At 63.3% G+C, this 15,058-nt stretch carries 18 protein-coding genes; 9 read left to right on the top strand and 9 right to left on the bottom strand.

Annotated elements, in window-relative coordinates; genetic code table 11:
• Position 1 precedes the first annotated feature (1 nt).
• The 4 genes from GHT07_RS04385 to GHT07_RS04370 are packed head-to-tail and all read left to right on the top strand — an operon-like array spanning position 2 to position 3,280.
• Positions 2-922, top strand: a complete 921-nt coding sequence (locus tag GHT07_RS04385; protein ID WP_228488184.1) for a sugar kinase — start codon at positions 2-4, stop codon at positions 920-922.
• Positions 919-1,824: a 2-dehydro-3-deoxygalactonokinase gene (locus GHT07_RS04380; RefSeq protein WP_153583854.1), complete on the top strand. Its 906-nt coding sequence runs from the start codon at positions 919-921 to the stop codon at positions 1,822-1,824. Before GHT07_RS04385 ends, GHT07_RS04380 begins: the two co-directional genes overlap by 4 nt.
• Positions 1,821-2,471, top strand: coding sequence for a 2-dehydro-3-deoxy-6-phosphogalactonate aldolase (locus tag GHT07_RS04375; protein WP_153583853.1), 651 nt, complete (start codon positions 1,821-1,823; stop codon positions 2,469-2,471). The genes GHT07_RS04380 and GHT07_RS04375 overlap by 4 nt, the downstream gene beginning before the upstream one ends.
• Entirely contained in the window at positions 2,468-3,280 is an 813-nt protein-coding gene (locus GHT07_RS04370) for an SDR family NAD(P)-dependent oxidoreductase (RefSeq protein ID WP_153583852.1), read from the top strand. The genes GHT07_RS04375 and GHT07_RS04370 overlap by 4 nt, the downstream gene beginning before the upstream one ends.
• A 22-nt stretch (positions 3,281-3,302) precedes the next feature.
• Here the strand turns inward: GHT07_RS04370 and GHT07_RS04365 are convergent, their stop codons facing one another.
• The 3 genes from GHT07_RS04365 to GHT07_RS04355 all read right to left on the bottom strand — a co-directional run bounded on the left by GHT07_RS04365 (position 3,303) and on the right by GHT07_RS04355 (position 5,645).
• Positions 3,303-3,902 carry a thioredoxin fold domain-containing protein gene (locus GHT07_RS04365; protein ID WP_153583851.1) on the bottom strand — a complete coding sequence of 200 codons (600 nt, stop codon included), beginning with the start codon at positions 3,900-3,902 and terminating at the stop codon, positions 3,303-3,305.
• A 74-nt stretch (positions 3,903-3,976) separates the two neighbouring features.
• Entirely contained in the window at positions 3,977-5,197 is a 1,221-nt protein-coding gene (locus GHT07_RS04360) for an MFS transporter (RefSeq protein ID WP_153583850.1), read from the bottom strand.
• Positions 5,190-5,645 (bottom strand): MarR family winged helix-turn-helix transcriptional regulator, encoded by a 456-nt coding sequence (locus tag GHT07_RS04355; protein WP_153583849.1) that lies wholly within the window; start codon positions 5,643-5,645, stop codon positions 5,190-5,192. Before GHT07_RS04355 ends, GHT07_RS04360 begins: the two co-directional genes overlap by 8 nt.
• A gap of 67 nt (positions 5,646-5,712) precedes the next feature.
• Between GHT07_RS04355 and GHT07_RS04350 the strand changes: the two genes are divergently transcribed.
• Positions 5,713-6,258 (top strand): PaaI family thioesterase, encoded by a 546-nt coding sequence (locus tag GHT07_RS04350; RefSeq protein WP_153583848.1) that lies wholly within the window; start codon positions 5,713-5,715, stop codon positions 6,256-6,258.
• Between the two features lie 15 nt (positions 6,259-6,273).
• Here GHT07_RS04350 and GHT07_RS04345 read toward each other — a convergent pair whose 3' ends face one another.
• Positions 6,274-7,488 carry an amidase gene (locus GHT07_RS04345; RefSeq protein ID WP_153583847.1) on the bottom strand — a complete coding sequence of 405 codons (1,215 nt, stop codon included), beginning with the start codon at positions 7,486-7,488 and terminating at the stop codon, positions 6,274-6,276.
• Between the two features lie 82 nt (positions 7,489-7,570).
• Between GHT07_RS04345 and gloA the strand changes: the two genes are divergently transcribed.
• The gene (gene gloA / locus GHT07_RS04340) at positions 7,571-7,957 is read left to right on the top strand and encodes a lactoylglutathione lyase (RefSeq protein WP_228488183.1); all 387 of its coding nucleotides are present in this window, start codon (positions 7,571-7,573) and stop codon (positions 7,955-7,957) included.
• 53 nt (positions 7,958-8,010) lie between these two features.
• Here gloA and eda read toward each other — a convergent pair whose 3' ends face one another.
• Both eda and edd read right to left on the bottom strand, forming a co-directional pair.
• The gene (gene eda, locus GHT07_RS04335; RefSeq protein WP_153583845.1) at positions 8,011-8,652 is read right to left on the bottom strand and encodes a bifunctional 4-hydroxy-2-oxoglutarate aldolase/2-dehydro-3-deoxy-phosphogluconate aldolase; all 642 of its coding nucleotides are present in this window, start codon (positions 8,650-8,652) and stop codon (positions 8,011-8,013) included.
• Positions 8,643-10,463, bottom strand: coding sequence for a phosphogluconate dehydratase (gene edd / locus GHT07_RS04330; protein WP_153583844.1), 1,821 nt, complete (start codon positions 10,461-10,463; stop codon positions 8,643-8,645). Before edd ends, eda begins: the two co-directional genes overlap by 10 nt.
• Positions 10,464-10,569: 106 nt before the next feature.
• Here edd and GHT07_RS04325 point away from each other — a divergent pair, with 106 nt between their 5' ends.
• Entirely contained in the window at positions 10,570-11,157 is a 588-nt protein-coding gene (locus GHT07_RS04325) for a gamma-glutamylcyclotransferase (RefSeq protein ID WP_228488182.1), read from the top strand.
• A gap of 32 nt (positions 11,158-11,189) precedes the next feature.
• Positions 11,190-11,708, top strand: a complete 519-nt coding sequence (locus GHT07_RS04320) for a superoxide dismutase family protein (protein WP_153583843.1) — start codon at positions 11,190-11,192, stop codon at positions 11,706-11,708.
• Positions 11,709-11,779: 71 nt separating this feature from the next.
• On the opposite strand, the gene GHT07_RS04315 is transcribed toward GHT07_RS04320, so the two are convergent.
• Complete coding sequence (locus tag GHT07_RS04315) at positions 11,780-13,180, bottom strand: ATP-binding protein (RefSeq protein ID WP_153583842.1); 1,401 nt, start codon at positions 13,178-13,180, stop codon at positions 11,780-11,782.
• An 83-nt stretch (positions 13,181-13,263) separates the two neighbouring features.
• Here GHT07_RS04315 and GHT07_RS04310 point away from each other — a divergent pair, with 83 nt between their 5' ends.
• On the top strand, positions 13,264-14,028 hold the full coding sequence (locus GHT07_RS04310) for an IS1595 family transposase (RefSeq protein WP_323740804.1): 765 nt from the start codon (positions 13,264-13,266) through the stop codon (positions 14,026-14,028).
• Between the two features lie 70 nt (positions 14,029-14,098).
• Here the strand turns inward: GHT07_RS04310 and GHT07_RS04305 are convergent, their stop codons facing one another.
• Complete coding sequence (locus tag GHT07_RS04305; RefSeq protein ID WP_153583840.1) at positions 14,099-14,569, bottom strand: hypothetical protein; 471 nt, start codon at positions 14,567-14,569, stop codon at positions 14,099-14,101.
• Positions 14,545-14,805: a hypothetical protein gene (locus tag GHT07_RS04300; RefSeq protein WP_153583839.1), complete on the bottom strand. Its 261-nt coding sequence runs from the start codon at positions 14,803-14,805 to the stop codon at positions 14,545-14,547. Before GHT07_RS04300 ends, GHT07_RS04305 begins: the two co-directional genes overlap by 25 nt.
• Between the last annotated feature and the right edge of the window lie 253 nt (positions 14,806-15,058).

The following is a 15,058-nucleotide window of genomic DNA, read 5'->3' as shown; positions in this document are numbered from 1 at the left end:
CATGCCCCGCCGCTTCGACGTCACAGCCCTCGGCGAAGCGATGGTGGAGTTCAACCAGACGCATCCCGGCGAGCCGAACTACCTGCAAGGCTTTGGCGGCGACACGAGCAACGCAGCCATCGCCGCCAGCCGCGCGGGTGCGCGCACGGCCTACCTCACGCGGCTGGGGCAGGACACCTTTGGCGATGCGCTCATGCAGCTGTGGCAGCGTGAAGGCGTGGACACGAGCGCAGTCGAGCGCGATGCAACGGCACCGACCGGCATCTACTTCGTCACGCACGGCGCAGCGGGCCATGAATTCACCTACCGGCGTGCCGGCTCTGCAGCGAGCCTGATGACGCCGCAATGGCTGCCGCGCGCCGTGATCAGCGATTCGAAAATCCTGCACGTCTCGGGCATTTCGCTGGCGATCTCGCACACCGCGCGCGACACGGTCTTCGCAGCCATGGATTGCGCCCGCACCAGCACAACGGTTGTTTCACTCGACTCGAACCTGCGCCTCAAACTCTGGCCGCTCGACGAGGCGCGCACAACACTCATCAAGGCGATCGGCCTGTGCAATGTTTTCCTGCCGAGCCTGGACGACATCACGGCGCTCACCGGCGAATGCGATCCAGACGCCATCATCGACTGGGCGCACGATGCAGGCGCGTCGCGCGTGGCGCTCAAGCTCGGCGCCGACGGCGCATTGGTCAGCGACGGCACCAGTCGCGAGCGCATCGCAGGCTGGCGAGTGCCACTGGTTGATGCAACAGGTGCTGGCGACTGTTTTTGCGGCAACCTGCTTGCGCGGCTGGCTGAGGGCGACTCGATCTTCCAGGCCGCACACTATGCCAATGCCGCCGCGGCCATCGCCGTGCAGGGCTTCGGCGCCGTCGCGCCGCTGCCACGTGCAAGCCAAGTGAAGGAATTGCTGGGATGAGTCGCATGTTGATCGGAGTCGATTGGGGCACCTCGTCGCTGCGCGTCGCGCGCATCGACCGCCCAGGCGACGCCAGCGAAGAGCGAGCCGTACCCAACGGCATCCTGTCGGTGCCGCCTGGCGGCTTTCCCGCTGCGCTGGCCGACGTGTGCGGCGACTGGCTGCGCAACCGCGATGCACTTGTGCTGGTGTGCGGTATGGCGGGCAGCCAGCAAGGCTGGGTTGAAGCGCCCTACTGCGCCTGCCCTGCAGGGTTTGCAGACGTTGCCGCCCACCTCAAGTGGGTGGAGCCCGGGCGCATCGCCATCGTGCCCGGCATGCGCTGCGAGCACGACGGCATGCCCGACGTGATGCGCGGCGAAGAGACGCAGGTGTTCGGCGCACTTTCGTTACTTGCCATGAGCGACGCAACGCTCGTGCTGCCAGGCACGCACAGCAAATGGGTGCAGGTGAGCGATGGCCGCATCGAGCGCTTCTCCACATTCATGACGGGCGAATTCTTCGCGCTGTTGCGCCGCCATTCCATCCTGGCGCGCACGATGGCTGTCGAAACAGCCGAAGACGCGCTGGACGAACACGCCTTCAGCGATGGCGTGCACTACGCGATGCATACGGGCAACCTGCTGGCCGCCGCCTTCAGCACGCGCACGCGCTCGCTGTTCGGCCAGCTCGATGCCGGCGCCGCGCCGAGTTACCTGTCGGGCCTGGTGATCGGCGAGGAGCTGCGGTCGCTGCAACTCTCGCCCAACGCGGGGCCCGTGGTCATCATCGCGAATGAGGCACTCACGCATCGCTATGAAGTGGCGCTCAGCCTGCTTGATGTGCGCTCGCGCAGCATCGGCTCTGAAGCAACGTGGCGCGGTCTTGGCGCAATTGCCCGCCATCTGGAGAACGCGCAATGACGACCGCGATGAATCACACCGCACGCTTCGACAAGGCCATGCAGGACTTGCCCCTGGTCGCCATCCTGCGCGGCCTGCAGCCTGCTGAAGCCGCAGACATCGGCACGGCGCTGGTCGCCAGCGGCTGGCGGCTGATCGAAGTGCCGCTGAACTCGCCCGATCCGCTCAAAAGCATCGCCACCCTCGCGTCGCAGTTTCCGAATGCGCTGATCGGCGCCGGCACTGTGCTGGATGCGCAGCAGGTTCGCGATGTTCACGCCGCTGGCGGCCAACTCATCGTCGCGCCCAATTTCAATGCAGAGGTTGCGGCCGAGGCCACGCGCATGGGCCTGCTTTATGTGCCCGGCGTGATGACGCCCACCGAAGCATTCGCGGCACTTGCAGCAGGCGCGCACGCGCTCAAGCTGTTCCCTGCCGAGATGATTTCGCCCACCGCCGTCAAGGCGATGCGCGCCGTGCTGCTCGTTGAGGCGAAACTGATCCCCGTCGGGGGAATCCACGTGCGCAACATGGCCGAATATCGTGCGGCTGGTGCCAGCGGATTTGGCATCGGCTCATCGCTCTTCAAGCCCGGTATGACGGCCGCGCAGGTCCAGCGGCAGGCGCTCGAATTCAAGTCAGCGTGGGCGGGTACGATGCGCGCATGAACAGCGCCAACAGCTCCCCCGCCAACTCCTCTACCAACTCCTCCACCGTCTCGTTCGGCCTCTCGGGCCGCGTCTGCATCACCACCGGTGGCTCGCAAGGCATCGGCGAGGCGTGCGTGCGGCGCTTCGCACGCGAAGGCGCCAGAAACGTCATCGTGGACATCGACGACGCACGCGGCCAGGCGCTGGCCGATGACGTCGGCGGGCTCTACATCCATTGCGATGTGGGTGACAAGGCGCAGGTCGATGCCGTCATCGCACGCACGCTCGAAGCCTACGGCCAGATCGATGTGCTGGTGAACAACGCCGGCATCTTCAAGGCCGCCGATTTTCTGGAAGTGACCGAGGCCGATTTCGACGCCGTGCTGCGCGTGAACCTCAAAGGCTCGTTCCTCATGGGCCAGGCCGTGGCGCGCGAGATGGCCAAGGTGCGGCGCGGCAGCATCATCAACATGAGCTCGGTCAACGGCATGCTCACCATCCCGACGATCTCCAGCTACAACGTGAGCAAGGGCGGCATCAACCAGCTCACGCGCGTGATGGCGCTGGCACTGGCTGACCAGGGTGTGCGTGTGAATGCGGTGGCGCCGGGCACGATTGCAACGGAGCTGGCTGCCAAGGCCGTGTTGACGAGCGAAGAGGCCAAGCAGCGCATCCTGAGCCGCACGCCGATGCGGCGGCTGGGCGAGCCTTCGGAAATCGCGGATGCAGTGGCGTATCTCGCCAGCGACGCATCGAGCTACGTCACCGGCGAAATCATCGTGGTCGATGGCGGCCGGATGACGCTGAACTACGTCGTGCCGGTGTAGCCCGGCACGAAGGCGCCCGTGCTTATTGCGCGGGCTGGGCCAGGCCCAGGAAGTTCGCAAGCTCCGGCGTAGGCATCGAGCCTTCCTTCTTCACCAGCAGGCCAGTCTGCGCGTGCAGCGCGACCACGGTGGGAATCGACTCGAAGCCGAATTTGTTGAACAGCTCTGTGTTCTTGCCGACCTTGGCGACCATGTCGTCGATGCCCGAGCCGGCGGAGATACCACCCTGCTTCGACAGGATGGACGTCTCGTTTTCTTCCATCGTGGCCGACGGGTCTTTCGAGCTGAGGATCGTCGCGCCTTGTGTGGTGCTCGCCTTGTTGATCACGCCCACCGGAATCCAGACAAATTTTGTCTGGCTCTTCAAGGGCTTGGCGGAATTCCACAGTGCTGCGCAATGCGGGCACTGCGCGTCGAAGAACACATACACCGTGCGCACGCTCATTGGCGAGCCGACGGTAAAGCCGGTGGTCTCGGCCTTGATCGCGTCGATGGTCACGGGTGCTGGTGCGGCCTTGGCGGCGGCAGCGGCGGCTGCGGGGTCGGGGGTCTTGTCGCACGCGGTGAGCAACAAGCTGGCCGCGAGGGCAGCGGCAATGGCAACGGGCTTGAGGAGGTTCATGGGCTGATTTTCACCTGAAATTGTTGTTGTGCGGGTTGCTGTGGTTCTTGGCGGGCTGCGCAGCAGCAGCAAACCTAAGCAGCCGCACCCCGAACGACCTTGGCCTCCTGGATCGGCATGTGAACCAGCGCTGCGCCCACAGCCAGCACGATGTCGATGTACCAGACCCAGTCGTACGAGCCGGTAGCCTGGAAGATCTGGCCACCCAGGTACGCGCCAAGAAAACCACCGACCTGGTGCGTGAGCATGACGATGCCAAAGAGCGTCGCCATGTTCGCCGTGCCGAAAAACTTGGCAACGAGCCCGGCTGTGGGTGGCACGGTGGAGAGAAACGTCACACCCATCACGGCGGCGAAGATGAGCACCACGGGCCCCGTCTTGGGTGACAGCAGGAACACCAGCACGGCGAGCGCACGCGCGGCATAGAGCATCGACAACAGCGACTTCATGCGCCAGCGCCCCACCGCCCAACCGATGGACACGCTGCCGACAATGTTGAAAAGCCCCAGCATCGCCAGCGACCACGCGGCGTACTGCACGGGCAAGCCACACGCGGCGATCACGCCCGGCAGGTGCGTGGCCAAGAACGCGACGTGAAAGCCGCAGACGAAAAAGCCTGCTGCCAGCAAGAGAAAACTGCGGTTGCGCAGCGCCGTGCGGATCGCTTCGCCCGTGCCCACGACCTTCTGGCCCGCGGGCGCCGATTGCAGCGAATTGCCCCGCAGCAGGAAGGCGCCCGGCAGGCACAACAGCACGACCAGGCCCAGCACCTGCATCGCGCTCGACCAGCCCATCGACACCATCAGCCAGCCGGCGATCGGCGCCATGATGAACTGGCCGAACGAGCCGCCCGCGTTGACGATGCCCGTGGCCAACCCGCGCCGCTCAGGCGGAATCAAGCGCGTTGTCGCCGCCATCAACACCGCCGGCCCCGCCATGCCGGCACCGCCCGCAGACAACACACCAATGGAGAAGATGAGGCCGAGCGTCGTCGTCATGTAGGGCGTGATGAATGTGCCCAGCGCCACCAGCACAGCGCCTATGAACAGCACGCGGCCCGCGCCGATCTTGTCGGCAAATGCGCCTGCGAAAGGCTGCGTCAGGCCCCACCACAGCTGGCCGAACGCGAAGGCGAGGCTGATGCTGCCGACGCCCAGGCCCGTCGAGGTGTTCATCGGGCTCATGAACAGGCCCATCGTCTGGCGCGTGCCCATGGTCAGGGCAAAGGTACCAGCAGCAGCAAGCAGCACCAGCCAGAACATGGCGCGCTTGCGGTCAGCAGCGGCATCAGTCATCGGTATCTCCATCAGGAAGGGGTGAAAGCAGGTCCATGCATTCGTCGAGCAGCGCGTGCAACTCCACCACGCGGCGCGGCCCCAGCATCTGGTTGAGGCCCTCTTGTGCAACACGCCAGCGACGCTGCGCCTCCTGGCGCTTGTCGCGCCCAGCGGCCGTGACGCTCACGAGGCGGCTGCGCGCATCAGCACCGGGGCCCTGCTCGATATAGCCCGCGTCGATCAGCGGGCGCAGGTTGCGGGTGAGTGTGGATGAGCTGATACGCATTTCGCGAGCGAGATCGCCGGGGCGGATCGGCCCGAGCTTCACGACATACGACAGCAGCGAATACTGCGTGCCCTTCAACCCGCTCTTGCCGACCTCTGCGTCGTAGTGCTGCGCCACGCGGCGCATCAGCTGGCGCAGCTTGATGTTGGTGCAGCCCTGGGGCTTGACAGCAGTGTCCATGCTGATTATTGTAGCTGCAACTGTTGCATATGCAAGTAAAAACAGACAAGTGAATGGGCCATCCAGAATGACGACAAAACCCGACGAACTCCAGGCGTGGCTTGCGCAGGAAGCTGAAGTGCAAGCGCGCCTGCACGCAGCCGAGGCACATGGACCCGGCGTCGCCCGGCCCGACCAGGTCGCCGGAAAGACCGGCCTTGAAGTGATGCAGGCGATGCTGCGTGGCGAGCTGCCCTACCCGCCCATCGCCAGGACGTTGAACTTCCAGCTGATGGAAGTCAGCGAGGGCCGCGCCGTGTTCCAGGGCACGCCCAGCCCCGAGCACCTCAACCCCATGGGTGGCATTCACGGCGGCTGGTACGCCACGCTGCTCGATTCAGCGCTTGGCTGCGCCGTGCACACGATGATGCCGGTGGGCCGCGGCTACACGACGGCAGAGCTGGGCGTGAATCTTGTGCGGGCCATCGGCAACAAGGCGCCGCGTGTGCGGGCCGAAGGCAAAGTCATCCATTGCGGCCGCCAGCTTGCTACTGCCGAGGCGCGGCTCTACGGCCCCGACGGGACGCTGTACGCACAGGGCACGACGACATGCCTGGTGTTCGAGTTGAAGTAAGGGCCCCGCCTGCTGTCAGACACGCAAGAGCAAGTCCTGCATCAACGCGCCAAAACCAAGGCACACGGCATCTTCACTGGGCGGCGCAATCACCTGCACGCCCATGGGCCGGCCGTTCACGCCCACGGCGCCGGGCACGTTCAAGGCAGGCGTGCCCAACAGCGTGAAGGCACGGTTGAAGGTGGAAGCACCTGTCGACGCATAACCTTCAGGCGGCTCGTCGGGCGCGCCCGGGGTCAGCAACACGTCGATTCCGTCGATCCAGAGGCGGCAACCATCGCGGGCTTGCTGCGCGGCAAACTGCGCCGCCGCATAGTCGCCATCCGTCACCCGCAGGCACGCAGCCAGATAGTCGCGCAACAACGGCGAGAGTTGCGCCTCGTGATGGGCCATTTCGAATTTCAGCGAGCGTGCGGCCTCCCAGGCCTGGATGGCATCGTGCGCAACGAATGCGCTGCCTACCCAGGCGGGCATCTCGCATTCCACCACCTGCACACCGGCGGCGCGCAGTGCCTCGACGCCGCGTTCCATGGCCATGCTTGCACTCGCACTCAGTTCGCCCCACGGATAGTTCGACGGAATGCCCACCCGCCAATGGTTGGCGGGCCGCTGCTCGGGCGGCGGGATGCGGCCGCCACTGGCAACCTGCGCGAACTCACTCACGTCTTCAACTGTCTCGGCAAACAGCCCCACCGTGTCGAGCGACCATGAAAAGCACTTCATGCCCGGTGTCGGCAACAAGCCGAAGGTGGGTTTGAAGCCGGCAATGCCGCAGTACGACGCGGGCCGCACAGTGGAACCGCCTGTCTGGGAGCCGACAGCAAAGTCGATCAGGCCCGCGGCGACTGCGGCGGCGGACCCTGCCGACGACCCGCCCGGTGTGCATCCAGGCGCCACCGGGTTGCGCGTGGCGGCCGGGTGAAGAAACGCGAACTCGGTCGTCACCGTCTTGCCGGCGATCACGCCGCCTGCCGCGCGAATCACGGCGACGATGGCTGCGTCTGATGCGCTCTGGTGGCCTGCGTAGATGGGCGTTCCATATTGCGTGGGCAAATCGGCCGTGTCGAAGATGTCCTTGATGCCAATGAGCCGGCCCGCAAGCGGCCCGTCCGCCAGCGCGGCTGCAGCGGCAGCGGGCGCATCACCGGCCACGCATGCGAAGGCTTTCAGTTCAGGTTCGGCAGCGCGGATCGCTGCCAGTTGCGCTATGAGTCGCTGATCGTTCGCCATGCTGTGCCTTGTTTTCCAGCCAGCTTACCGGGGTTGCATGCCAACGGCAACGCTTGCACGCACTTCTGCCCATAATCGCCGCATGAGACTCCTCCATACCATGCTCCGCGTGGGCGACCTGCAGCGCTCCATCGACTTCTACACCCGCCTGCTCGGCATGAAACTGCTGCGCACCACCGAGCGGCCCGAGCAGAAATATTCGCTGGCCTTTGTCGGCTACGGCACCAACCCCGACCACGCAGAGATCGAGCTCACCTACAACTATGGTGTAGACAGCTACGAGCTGGGCACGGCTTACGGCCACATCGCGCTGGGCGTTGCCGATGTGTACGGCGCGTGCGAGAAGATCAAGGCCGGCGGCGGCAACGTCACGCGCGAAGCCGGGCCTGTAAAAGGCGGCACCACCGTGATCGCCTTCGTGACCGACCCGGACGGCTACAAGATCGAGCTGATCCAGCGCGACGATTGAGGCCCGGCCGCGGCACCTAAGCCAGGGCTTAGCGACGGTACCTGAGCGAAGGCTTAACGACGGCGTACCAGCGCCGTGGCCTGCCGCGCCAGCTGCGTGATCCGCGCCCAGTCGCCCTGCGCGATGGCATCGGCTGGCGTCAGCCACGAGCCGCCCACGCACGCGACATTCGGCAGCGCCAGCAGCTCTGGCGCGTTCGCCAACGTGACGCCGCCCGTCGGGCAAAAGCGCACATCACCAAAAGGCCCATGCCAGGCGCGCAGCATGGCGGCCCCACCTGCCTGCATCGCCGGGAAAAATTTCAGCTCGCTATAGCCGTCTTCCTGCGCCGCCATGATCTCGCCGCCCGTGGCCACACCCGGCAGCAGGGGCAAGCCGGCCTCGCGGCACGCGCGCCCCACCGCGTGGGTGTAACCCGGGCTCACCGCAAAGCGCGCGCCTGCCAATGCGGCCGCCTGCGCATCTGACGCGCTGCGCACAGTGCCTGCGCCCGCCACCGCATCAGGCACCTCGCGTGCGATGACTTCAATGCACGCCAGCGCCACAGGCGTGCGCAGCGTCACCTCCAGCATGCGAATGCCTCCGGCGACCAGCGCGCGCGCCAGCGGCACCGCATGCGTGACATCGTTCAACACGATGACCGGGATCACCGGCGCATCATTCATCACCTCCGGCGATGTGAGTGTCACAGCCATGTGCACGCACCATGTTCTGCGGCCAGTGCGTTGCGCCGGAACGAGGAAAACAGCTCACGTCCCATGCCACGGCCATTCGCGTCACGAAGCGCTTGCGGCATCACGGCAACCTCGCGCGCCGCCCACTCGTCATGCGGCACCAGCGCCTGCAGCGTGCCTGCCACTGCATCCACCCGCACGATGTCGCCATCACGCAGCCTGGCAAGCGGCCCACCCGCTGCCGCTTCGGGCGAGACATGAATGGCGGCAGGCACCTTGCCCGATGCGCCACTCATGCGGCCGTCCGTCACCAGCGCCACACGCAGGCCCTTGCCCTGCAGCACCGCGAGTGGCGGCGTGAGCTTGTGAAGCTCCGGCATGCCGTTGGCCTGCGGGCCTTGCCAGCGAACAACGCACACGACGTCTTGCGTGAGCTCGCCGTTGTTGAAAGCGGCAGTCAGTTCTTCCTGCGCGTTGAAAATCCGCGCGGGCGCTTCGATCACATGCCGGTCATCCGGCACCGCCGACACCTTGATCACGCTGCGGCCGAGGTTGCCCGTGAGCAGCTTCAAGCCGCCCGTCACGCTGAATGGATCGCTGGCAGGCCGGACTACGTCGGTGTCGCGCGATGCGCCAATGTCGGCCCATGTGAGCTTCTGCGCCTCGTCTTCGGCTGGCAGGCGCGTGTATTCGCGCAAGCCGCCAGCGCGCACCGTCAACACGTCTTCGTGCATGAGGCCGGCGTCGAGCAACTCACGGATCACGTAGCCGGGGCCGCCCGCATGCTGGAACTGGTTCACGTCGGCCGCCCCATTGGGATACACGCGCGCCAGCAACGGCACGACGGACGACAGCTGCGCGAAGTCATCCCAGTCGATCGTGATGCCTGCGCTGCGCGCGACCGCCACCCAGTGAATCAGGTGGTTCGTCGAGCCGCCCGTGGCAAGCAGCGCGCACATGGCATTGACGATCGCACGCTCGTCAACGAGTTGGCCAATCGGCGCAAAGCGCTTCGCCTTGACGATCTGCAGCACCGTGCGCACGGCCTCGCGCGTGAGCTCCTCGCGCAGCCCGGTACCGGGGTTGATGAACGCAGCGCCAGGCACATGCAGGCCCATTGCCTCCATCAGCATCTGGTTGCTGTTGGCCGTGCCGTAGAAGGTGCACGTGCCCTGCGAGTGATAGGCCTTCGACTCTGCCTCCAGCAATTGCGCACGGCCTACGAGCCCCTGCGCGGCCTGCTCCCGCACCTTGGCCTTGGCGCTGTTCGACAAGCCGCTTGTCATCGGCCCTGCGGGCACGAACACCGTGGGCAAATGGCCGAATTGCAGCGCGCCGATCAACAGGCCCGGCACGATCTTGTCGCAGATGCCAAGCATGAGCGCCGCATCGAACACATCGTGGCTCAGCGAGACGGCGGTGGCCATCGCAATCACGTCGCGCGAGAACAGGCTGAGCTCCATGCCTGCCGTGCCTTGCGTCACGCCGTCGCACATCGCAGGCACGCCGCCTGCCACCTGCGCCGTGGCACCGTGCTTGCGCGCTTCGTCCTTGATGAGGTCCGGGAAGGTGCCGTACGGCGCATGGGCCGACAGCATGTCGTTGTAGGCATTGACGATGCCGATGTTGGGCGCACGCTCTTCGACGATGCGGAACTTGTCGTTGGACGGCAGGCCCGCAAAGGCGTGTGCAACGTTGGCGCAGCCCAGCCTGTCCGAGCCGCGGTCACGCGAGGCCATCTTGTCGATGAGGTCGAGGTAAGCGTTGCGTTCGGGCGCACTTCGCTCGCGGATGCGCTGGGTGACAGCGGCGACGACGGGGTGGAGTTTCATCGTGTTTTCATCCTAACCTGAAAGCACAGGCAGCACTAAAGGCGCTTTCGGCGGCAAGTGGGACGTTCACACGCTGCCAGCGCAACATCCACGGTACAGTTTCGCCATGGCCGAACCGCTCATGCCGCTGCGAGACCCTGCCGCCATGCTGGCACAGACGCTCCAGGAATGGGGCGAGCGTGAAGACCTGTGGGTCTTCGGTTATGGCTCACTTATCTGGCGCCCGGAGTTCGAGTTTGAGGAGCGCCGGCCCGCGAAGGTCCATGGCTGGCACCGCGCCTTGAAGATGTGGAGCCGCATCAATCGCGGCACGCCTGAGCGACCCGGCCTGGTGTTCGGCATGCTGTCGGGCGGCAGTTGCCAGGGCATGGTGTTTCGCATTGCGCGCGCGCAGGGTCGCGAGGTGCTGGCCCAACTTTGGGCACGCGAGATGTCGCTCGCCGTGTATGACCCGAGGTGGCTGGAGTGCCATACGCAATCCGGCCCCGTGAAGGCGCTGGCATTCACGCTGTCGCGCAAGAGTCCGCAGCACACGGGGGTGCTCAGCGAAGAGGAATACCGGCGGATCTTCATGGAGGCGTCCGGCATCTATGGCACGACGCATGAGTACGCGCATCGGACTCTGGAAGAGTTGAAGCGGCATAACATTCACGACCGCGGGCTGGAAAAGCTCCTGAAGCTCATCGAGCGATAGGCCCATCATTTGCACAACCTGAGGAGACAAAAATGAAACTCTTGAACATCGCACTCATCGCAACCGCATGCGCCACGCTAGGCGCGTGCGCATCCATGTCGGGCCCGATCGCCACGGCGAACCTGCAGCCCACCAAGGGCAACACGACGAGCGGGGCCGTGCGCTTCGCGCAATCAGGCAGTGTTGTTCAGGTCACTGGTGAAATTCGCGGCTTGAAGCCGAACGCCGAGCATGGCTTCCATGTCCACGACAAGGGCGATTGCTCCAGTGGCGATGGCATGAGCACGGGCGGTCACTTCAATCCTTCTGCCACGCCGCATGGCCAGCACGGCATGGGTTCGCATCACGTGGGTGACTTGCCGAGCTTGAAGGCCGACGCGAATGGTGTCGCCACGATCAACTTCTCAGCGACCACGATGACGATTGGTTCGGGTGCAGCTGACATCGTCGGCCGCGGTTTGATCGTTCACCGCGACCCGGATGATTTCAAGACGCAGCCTACGGGCAATTCGGGGCCTCGCCTGGCTTGTGCTGTGATTTCAGGGGTCTAATTTTTTCGCGATATTGGATTTGCCGTACCCAAGGGGGAAACCGGCGGCTGAGCCACCGGTTCATGAATGTCTTAAGCGGCCACCGGTGGGCGCGGCTTCTTCTGCCAAGCGGCAGCCGCGCCTTTCTTGTCTGGCACGCGCTCAATCAGATTGCTTTTCGCCAGCCGCAGAAACACATCCTTCATGGAGTTCTCAGACGTGATCCCGGTTAGCTCCCGGGCAATGCCGTTCTTGATTTCTGTGTGATTCTCCAAGTAGTCCATTACCGACTGCTCAGGAGACGCCATTGGTTCATGCTTGATATCGACTCGGACTGCGTTTTCAGTCTCATCGATCACCGGCGCCTTCAGGCGAAGTTTCTGCATCGCTTTGAATGCCGTGTTAAGCCCTTCGCCCACATCTTTGTTTGGCGGGTCGGGGAATTTGTTGACCATCCTCACCAGCATCCCATTTCTGGCGAATTGCTCGTCCAGAATATTTTTTACGGTGACTTGCCCGGGGAGCATCCCGGGGCTTTCAACCTCAATGCGGTTATCGAATACTCTGACATGAACGTCGGAGGCGATGCTGTAGTCTCTGTGCAGAACGGCGTTCGTCAGAATTTCATGCAATGTTTCAATGGGGTATTTCACTGGCTCAAGACCGCGCGGACCGAGCTTATTTATTCCCTCGATCATTTGCACCGTTTCCACGTCAGCCTGTCGAATCATCGAAACCACCGGTCCCTCGATTGACTTGGGCACTCCTACCAGCGTCTCGCGACTTGGCGCGCCTGACGTTGCATAGCGATAGAGCTTTATGGCCGACCGCTTCGGCAACGCCGCTTGCGGCTCTTCGGCGAATAGCAGCAGAGCCGCAACGGTTGGCTTGTTCCCTTTGATGAGGTTCTGCTTCTGTAGGAAAACTTTCGGCTCCAGATTCGGCACCACCTGCTTCACAAAGTCGCGCAGGATTGGCGAGTTGATAACGACAGATGCGCTGACGTTGACAGTTTGCTTCTCGTAGCTGTCGATGCCTTTCGCCAGTCTTAGCGCCTCAAGTGCCTTCCCTTTAACTTCGAGGTTTTGCGCGCCGCGCCGAACGTAGGCCTTATTCCCATGCGCCTTGGCAATCTGCGCCGTGCGCTGCACTTGAACGTGTAGAACAACGCCCTCTGAGCCCGGGGCGCGCAAAAAGCCATAGGAATACTCGGAACCGAGTGGAAAAAGCGCTTCAAGCGACTGGATATGGCCGTTGGCCGCCTCCTGATCTTTGAACCCGTGCCAATGCCGCATCTTCGCGCCCATGAACTCGGTTTCGGCAATCCCGATGTAGAGGTCGCCACCGGCGGTGTTCGCGAAAGCTGAGACAGCGGCAGAGAGTTTCTTGGTTGATACCTCAATTGCCTTCAAGTCATTGAACGTGTCTTCCTCCAGCGTGAGCAGGCGATCCCGTTCGGCACCGGTGATTTCGTTGGCGGCGATGAAGTCCATTTGGCACCCGTTCTTTATCTTTTAAACGGTGTAAATCTATCATATTTTTGATATTTATCGCGATATACACCGGTTAATACAAAATAACCGGTGTCGCAAGGCATTTCGAAGGTCTAAAACATGACCGCCCTCGCCAACCGTTCTTTCACGATGAGCAAGCCGCCCATGACTTCATCGAATCGCGGTTATGGCCGAAGGGTCGCGTATGTCCCATGTGCGGCGTTATCGGCCAGAGCGGCAAGCTGAATGGCGCTTCGACTCACATCGGTGTCTACAAGTGCTACGCCTGCCGCAAACCCTTTACAGCAAAGGTCGGTACGGTGTTTGAGTCGTCGCACCTGCCCCAGCGCCACTGGCTGCAAGCGATCTACCTGATTGCATCGGGCAACAAGGGAACGTCGACCAATCAACTTCAGCGCACGCTCGGCATCACGATCAAGGCCGCATGGTTCCTGTCGCATCGCATTCGCGAAGCAACGAGGGATTGCGGCATGGACCTGTTCGGCGTCACCGGTAGCCCGGTCGAAGTGGACGAAACGTTCATCGGAAACAAGGAACCCCGCCAAAAGGGCCAGAAGCGCAAGCTCGGCCGCACGCACAAAATGAAGGCGCTTTCGCTTGTGGATCGCGCCACCGGCAAGGCGCGCTCGATCGATCTGAAGGTGACCACGCTGATTCCCATTCTGCGGGCGAACATCGCACTCAACGCGAAGGCCGATGGCAACAAGGAAAAAGCCAAAGTCGGTCGCACAGAAACGAAAGCGCGGCTAGCTGCCGTCGAGCGACCCGGTGCAATTGGCGCGTTTCATCGAAATAACGAAGCAGTTGGAGGCCGACGAGACCGGTGAGGCGTTTGAGCGGGCAGTCGGCGTTCTCATCCCGCCAAAAATGTAGACGCGTCCGAGCGGTCCCCAGTCTCTATCGGCGCTTCTCGACCTTTTCTGGCGCGACTGGCGTAACAGGCACCGGTGGGGTCGGTGCCGCCGTCAGCTTTTGAATGATCAAAGGCTTCGACAATTCCCACACCTCTTTTGCCACGTAGAGTACGCCACCTAAGGCAAACCCACCGATGCTCAAAAGGACGATGCCTACCCATTTCGTGGTGTGATGGACCCTTATGATGGTCGCGGTGTCGTCCGTGACCTTCGTCAGCTTGCCGCTGAGTTTTTCTTCTAGCTTTTCGATGCAACCTTGAAGCGTCGCTTGTGATTCCTGGATCGCGCCGACTGCACGTTGCAATTCGCTAAGCTGCGTCCACACGAAATGCGAGTAGTCCGACCCCATCGGTGTAGGGGTCGTCGGCCGTTCGACTGCCTCAGGCGTGACTTCCTGTGCCTGTTGGCGAGTTGGGTTTCGAGTTGCCATTACGCCGAATTGACTGAAATCCATTCCCAAATGTCTTTCCCCGCGCGGCCAAAGTAGCTGCCGAATCCAAGGATTACACAGGGAACACCGAGTTGGTTGTCAGTCACTTGCAGTTCGTCAGAAAGCTGTCGCGAAGTTCCCTCATATGCGACAAGCCACTCGCCACGCGGAAGCTGGTATGCCTTTTTTTCATATCGCGTCATCGCCTTGTCGAGCGCCGAAGTGTCGGAGACAGTCGGGATAATCACAAAAAGGGCCATGGGGTGCAAGTGTATGGGAAAGTCGTTCACGGACACTTAGTAACGACACTGCTTCTCTAGTTCAATCTGATGAGGACCGGTCATCTGGGGGGTACGGCAAAGCCAATCCTGCGGATTCTTTCACTCCTGTTCGGGACAGTGCGTCGGGCGGTGGGTGGCCGTTTCACGCAGGAGGAGCTCGGCCCCTAGGGCCGGCGGGGGACACGGAGGGAAAAGGCCCCCCCCCCCCCCGCCCCCCCCCCCGAACCCCAAC

This window comes from Caenimonas koreensis DSM 17982, from assembly GCF_009646335.1.
Classification (GTDB): Bacteria; Pseudomonadota; Gammaproteobacteria; order Burkholderiales; family Burkholderiaceae_C; genus Ramlibacter; species Ramlibacter koreensis.
The sequence above is the reverse complement of the archived record's forward strand: the minus strand, read 5'-3'. Positions and strand labels throughout refer to the sequence as shown.

Bases quoted from the DNA above. Each gene is read 5' to 3' on its own strand.
- GHT07_RS04360 (WP_153583850.1), bottom strand. From the start codon at position 5,197: ATGACTGATGCCGCTGCTGACCGCAAGCGCGCCATGTTCTGGCTGGTG.
- edd (WP_153583844.1), bottom strand. From the start codon at position 10,463: ATGAAACTCCACCCCGTCGTCGCCGCTGTCACCCAGCGCATCCGCGAG.
- GHT07_RS04315 (WP_153583842.1), bottom strand. From the start codon at position 13,180: ATGGACTTCATCGCCGCCAACGAAATCACCGGTGCCGAACGGGATCGC.
- GHT07_RS04355 (WP_153583849.1), bottom strand. From the start codon at position 5,645: ATGGACACTGCTGTCAAGCCCCAGGGCTGCACCAACATCAAGCTGCGC.
- GHT07_RS04385 (WP_228488184.1), top strand. From the start codon at position 2: ATGCCCCGCCGCTTCGACGTCACAGCCCTCGGCGAAGCGATGGTGGAG.
- eda (WP_153583845.1), bottom strand. From the start codon at position 8,652: ATGGCTGTGACACTCACATCGCCGGAGGTGATGAATGATGCGCCGGTG.
- GHT07_RS04305 (WP_153583840.1), bottom strand. From the start codon at position 14,569: ATGGATTTCAGTCAATTCGGCGTAATGGCAACTCGAAACCCAACTCGC.
- GHT07_RS04300 (WP_153583839.1), bottom strand. From the start codon at position 14,805: ATGGCCCTTTTTGTGATTATCCCGACTGTCTCCGACACTTCGGCGCTC.
- GHT07_RS04375 (WP_153583853.1), top strand. From the start codon at position 1,821: ATGACGACCGCGATGAATCACACCGCACGCTTCGACAAGGCCATGCAG.
- GHT07_RS04365 (WP_153583851.1), bottom strand. From the start codon at position 3,902: ATGAACCTCCTCAAGCCCGTTGCCATTGCCGCTGCCCTCGCGGCCAGC.
- GHT07_RS04320 (WP_153583843.1), top strand. From the start codon at position 11,190: ATGAAACTCTTGAACATCGCACTCATCGCAACCGCATGCGCCACGCTA.
- gloA (WP_228488183.1), top strand. From the start codon at position 7,571: ATGAGACTCCTCCATACCATGCTCCGCGTGGGCGACCTGCAGCGCTCC.
- GHT07_RS04380 (WP_153583854.1), top strand. From the start codon at position 919: ATGAGTCGCATGTTGATCGGAGTCGATTGGGGCACCTCGTCGCTGCGC.
- GHT07_RS04350 (WP_153583848.1), top strand. From the start codon at position 5,713: ATGACGACAAAACCCGACGAACTCCAGGCGTGGCTTGCGCAGGAAGCT.
- GHT07_RS04370 (WP_153583852.1), top strand. From the start codon at position 2,468: ATGAACAGCGCCAACAGCTCCCCCGCCAACTCCTCTACCAACTCCTCC.
- GHT07_RS04325 (WP_228488182.1), top strand. From the start codon at position 10,570: ATGGCCGAACCGCTCATGCCGCTGCGAGACCCTGCCGCCATGCTGGCA.
- GHT07_RS04345 (WP_153583847.1), bottom strand. From the start codon at position 7,488: ATGGCGAACGATCAGCGACTCATAGCGCAACTGGCAGCGATCCGCGCT.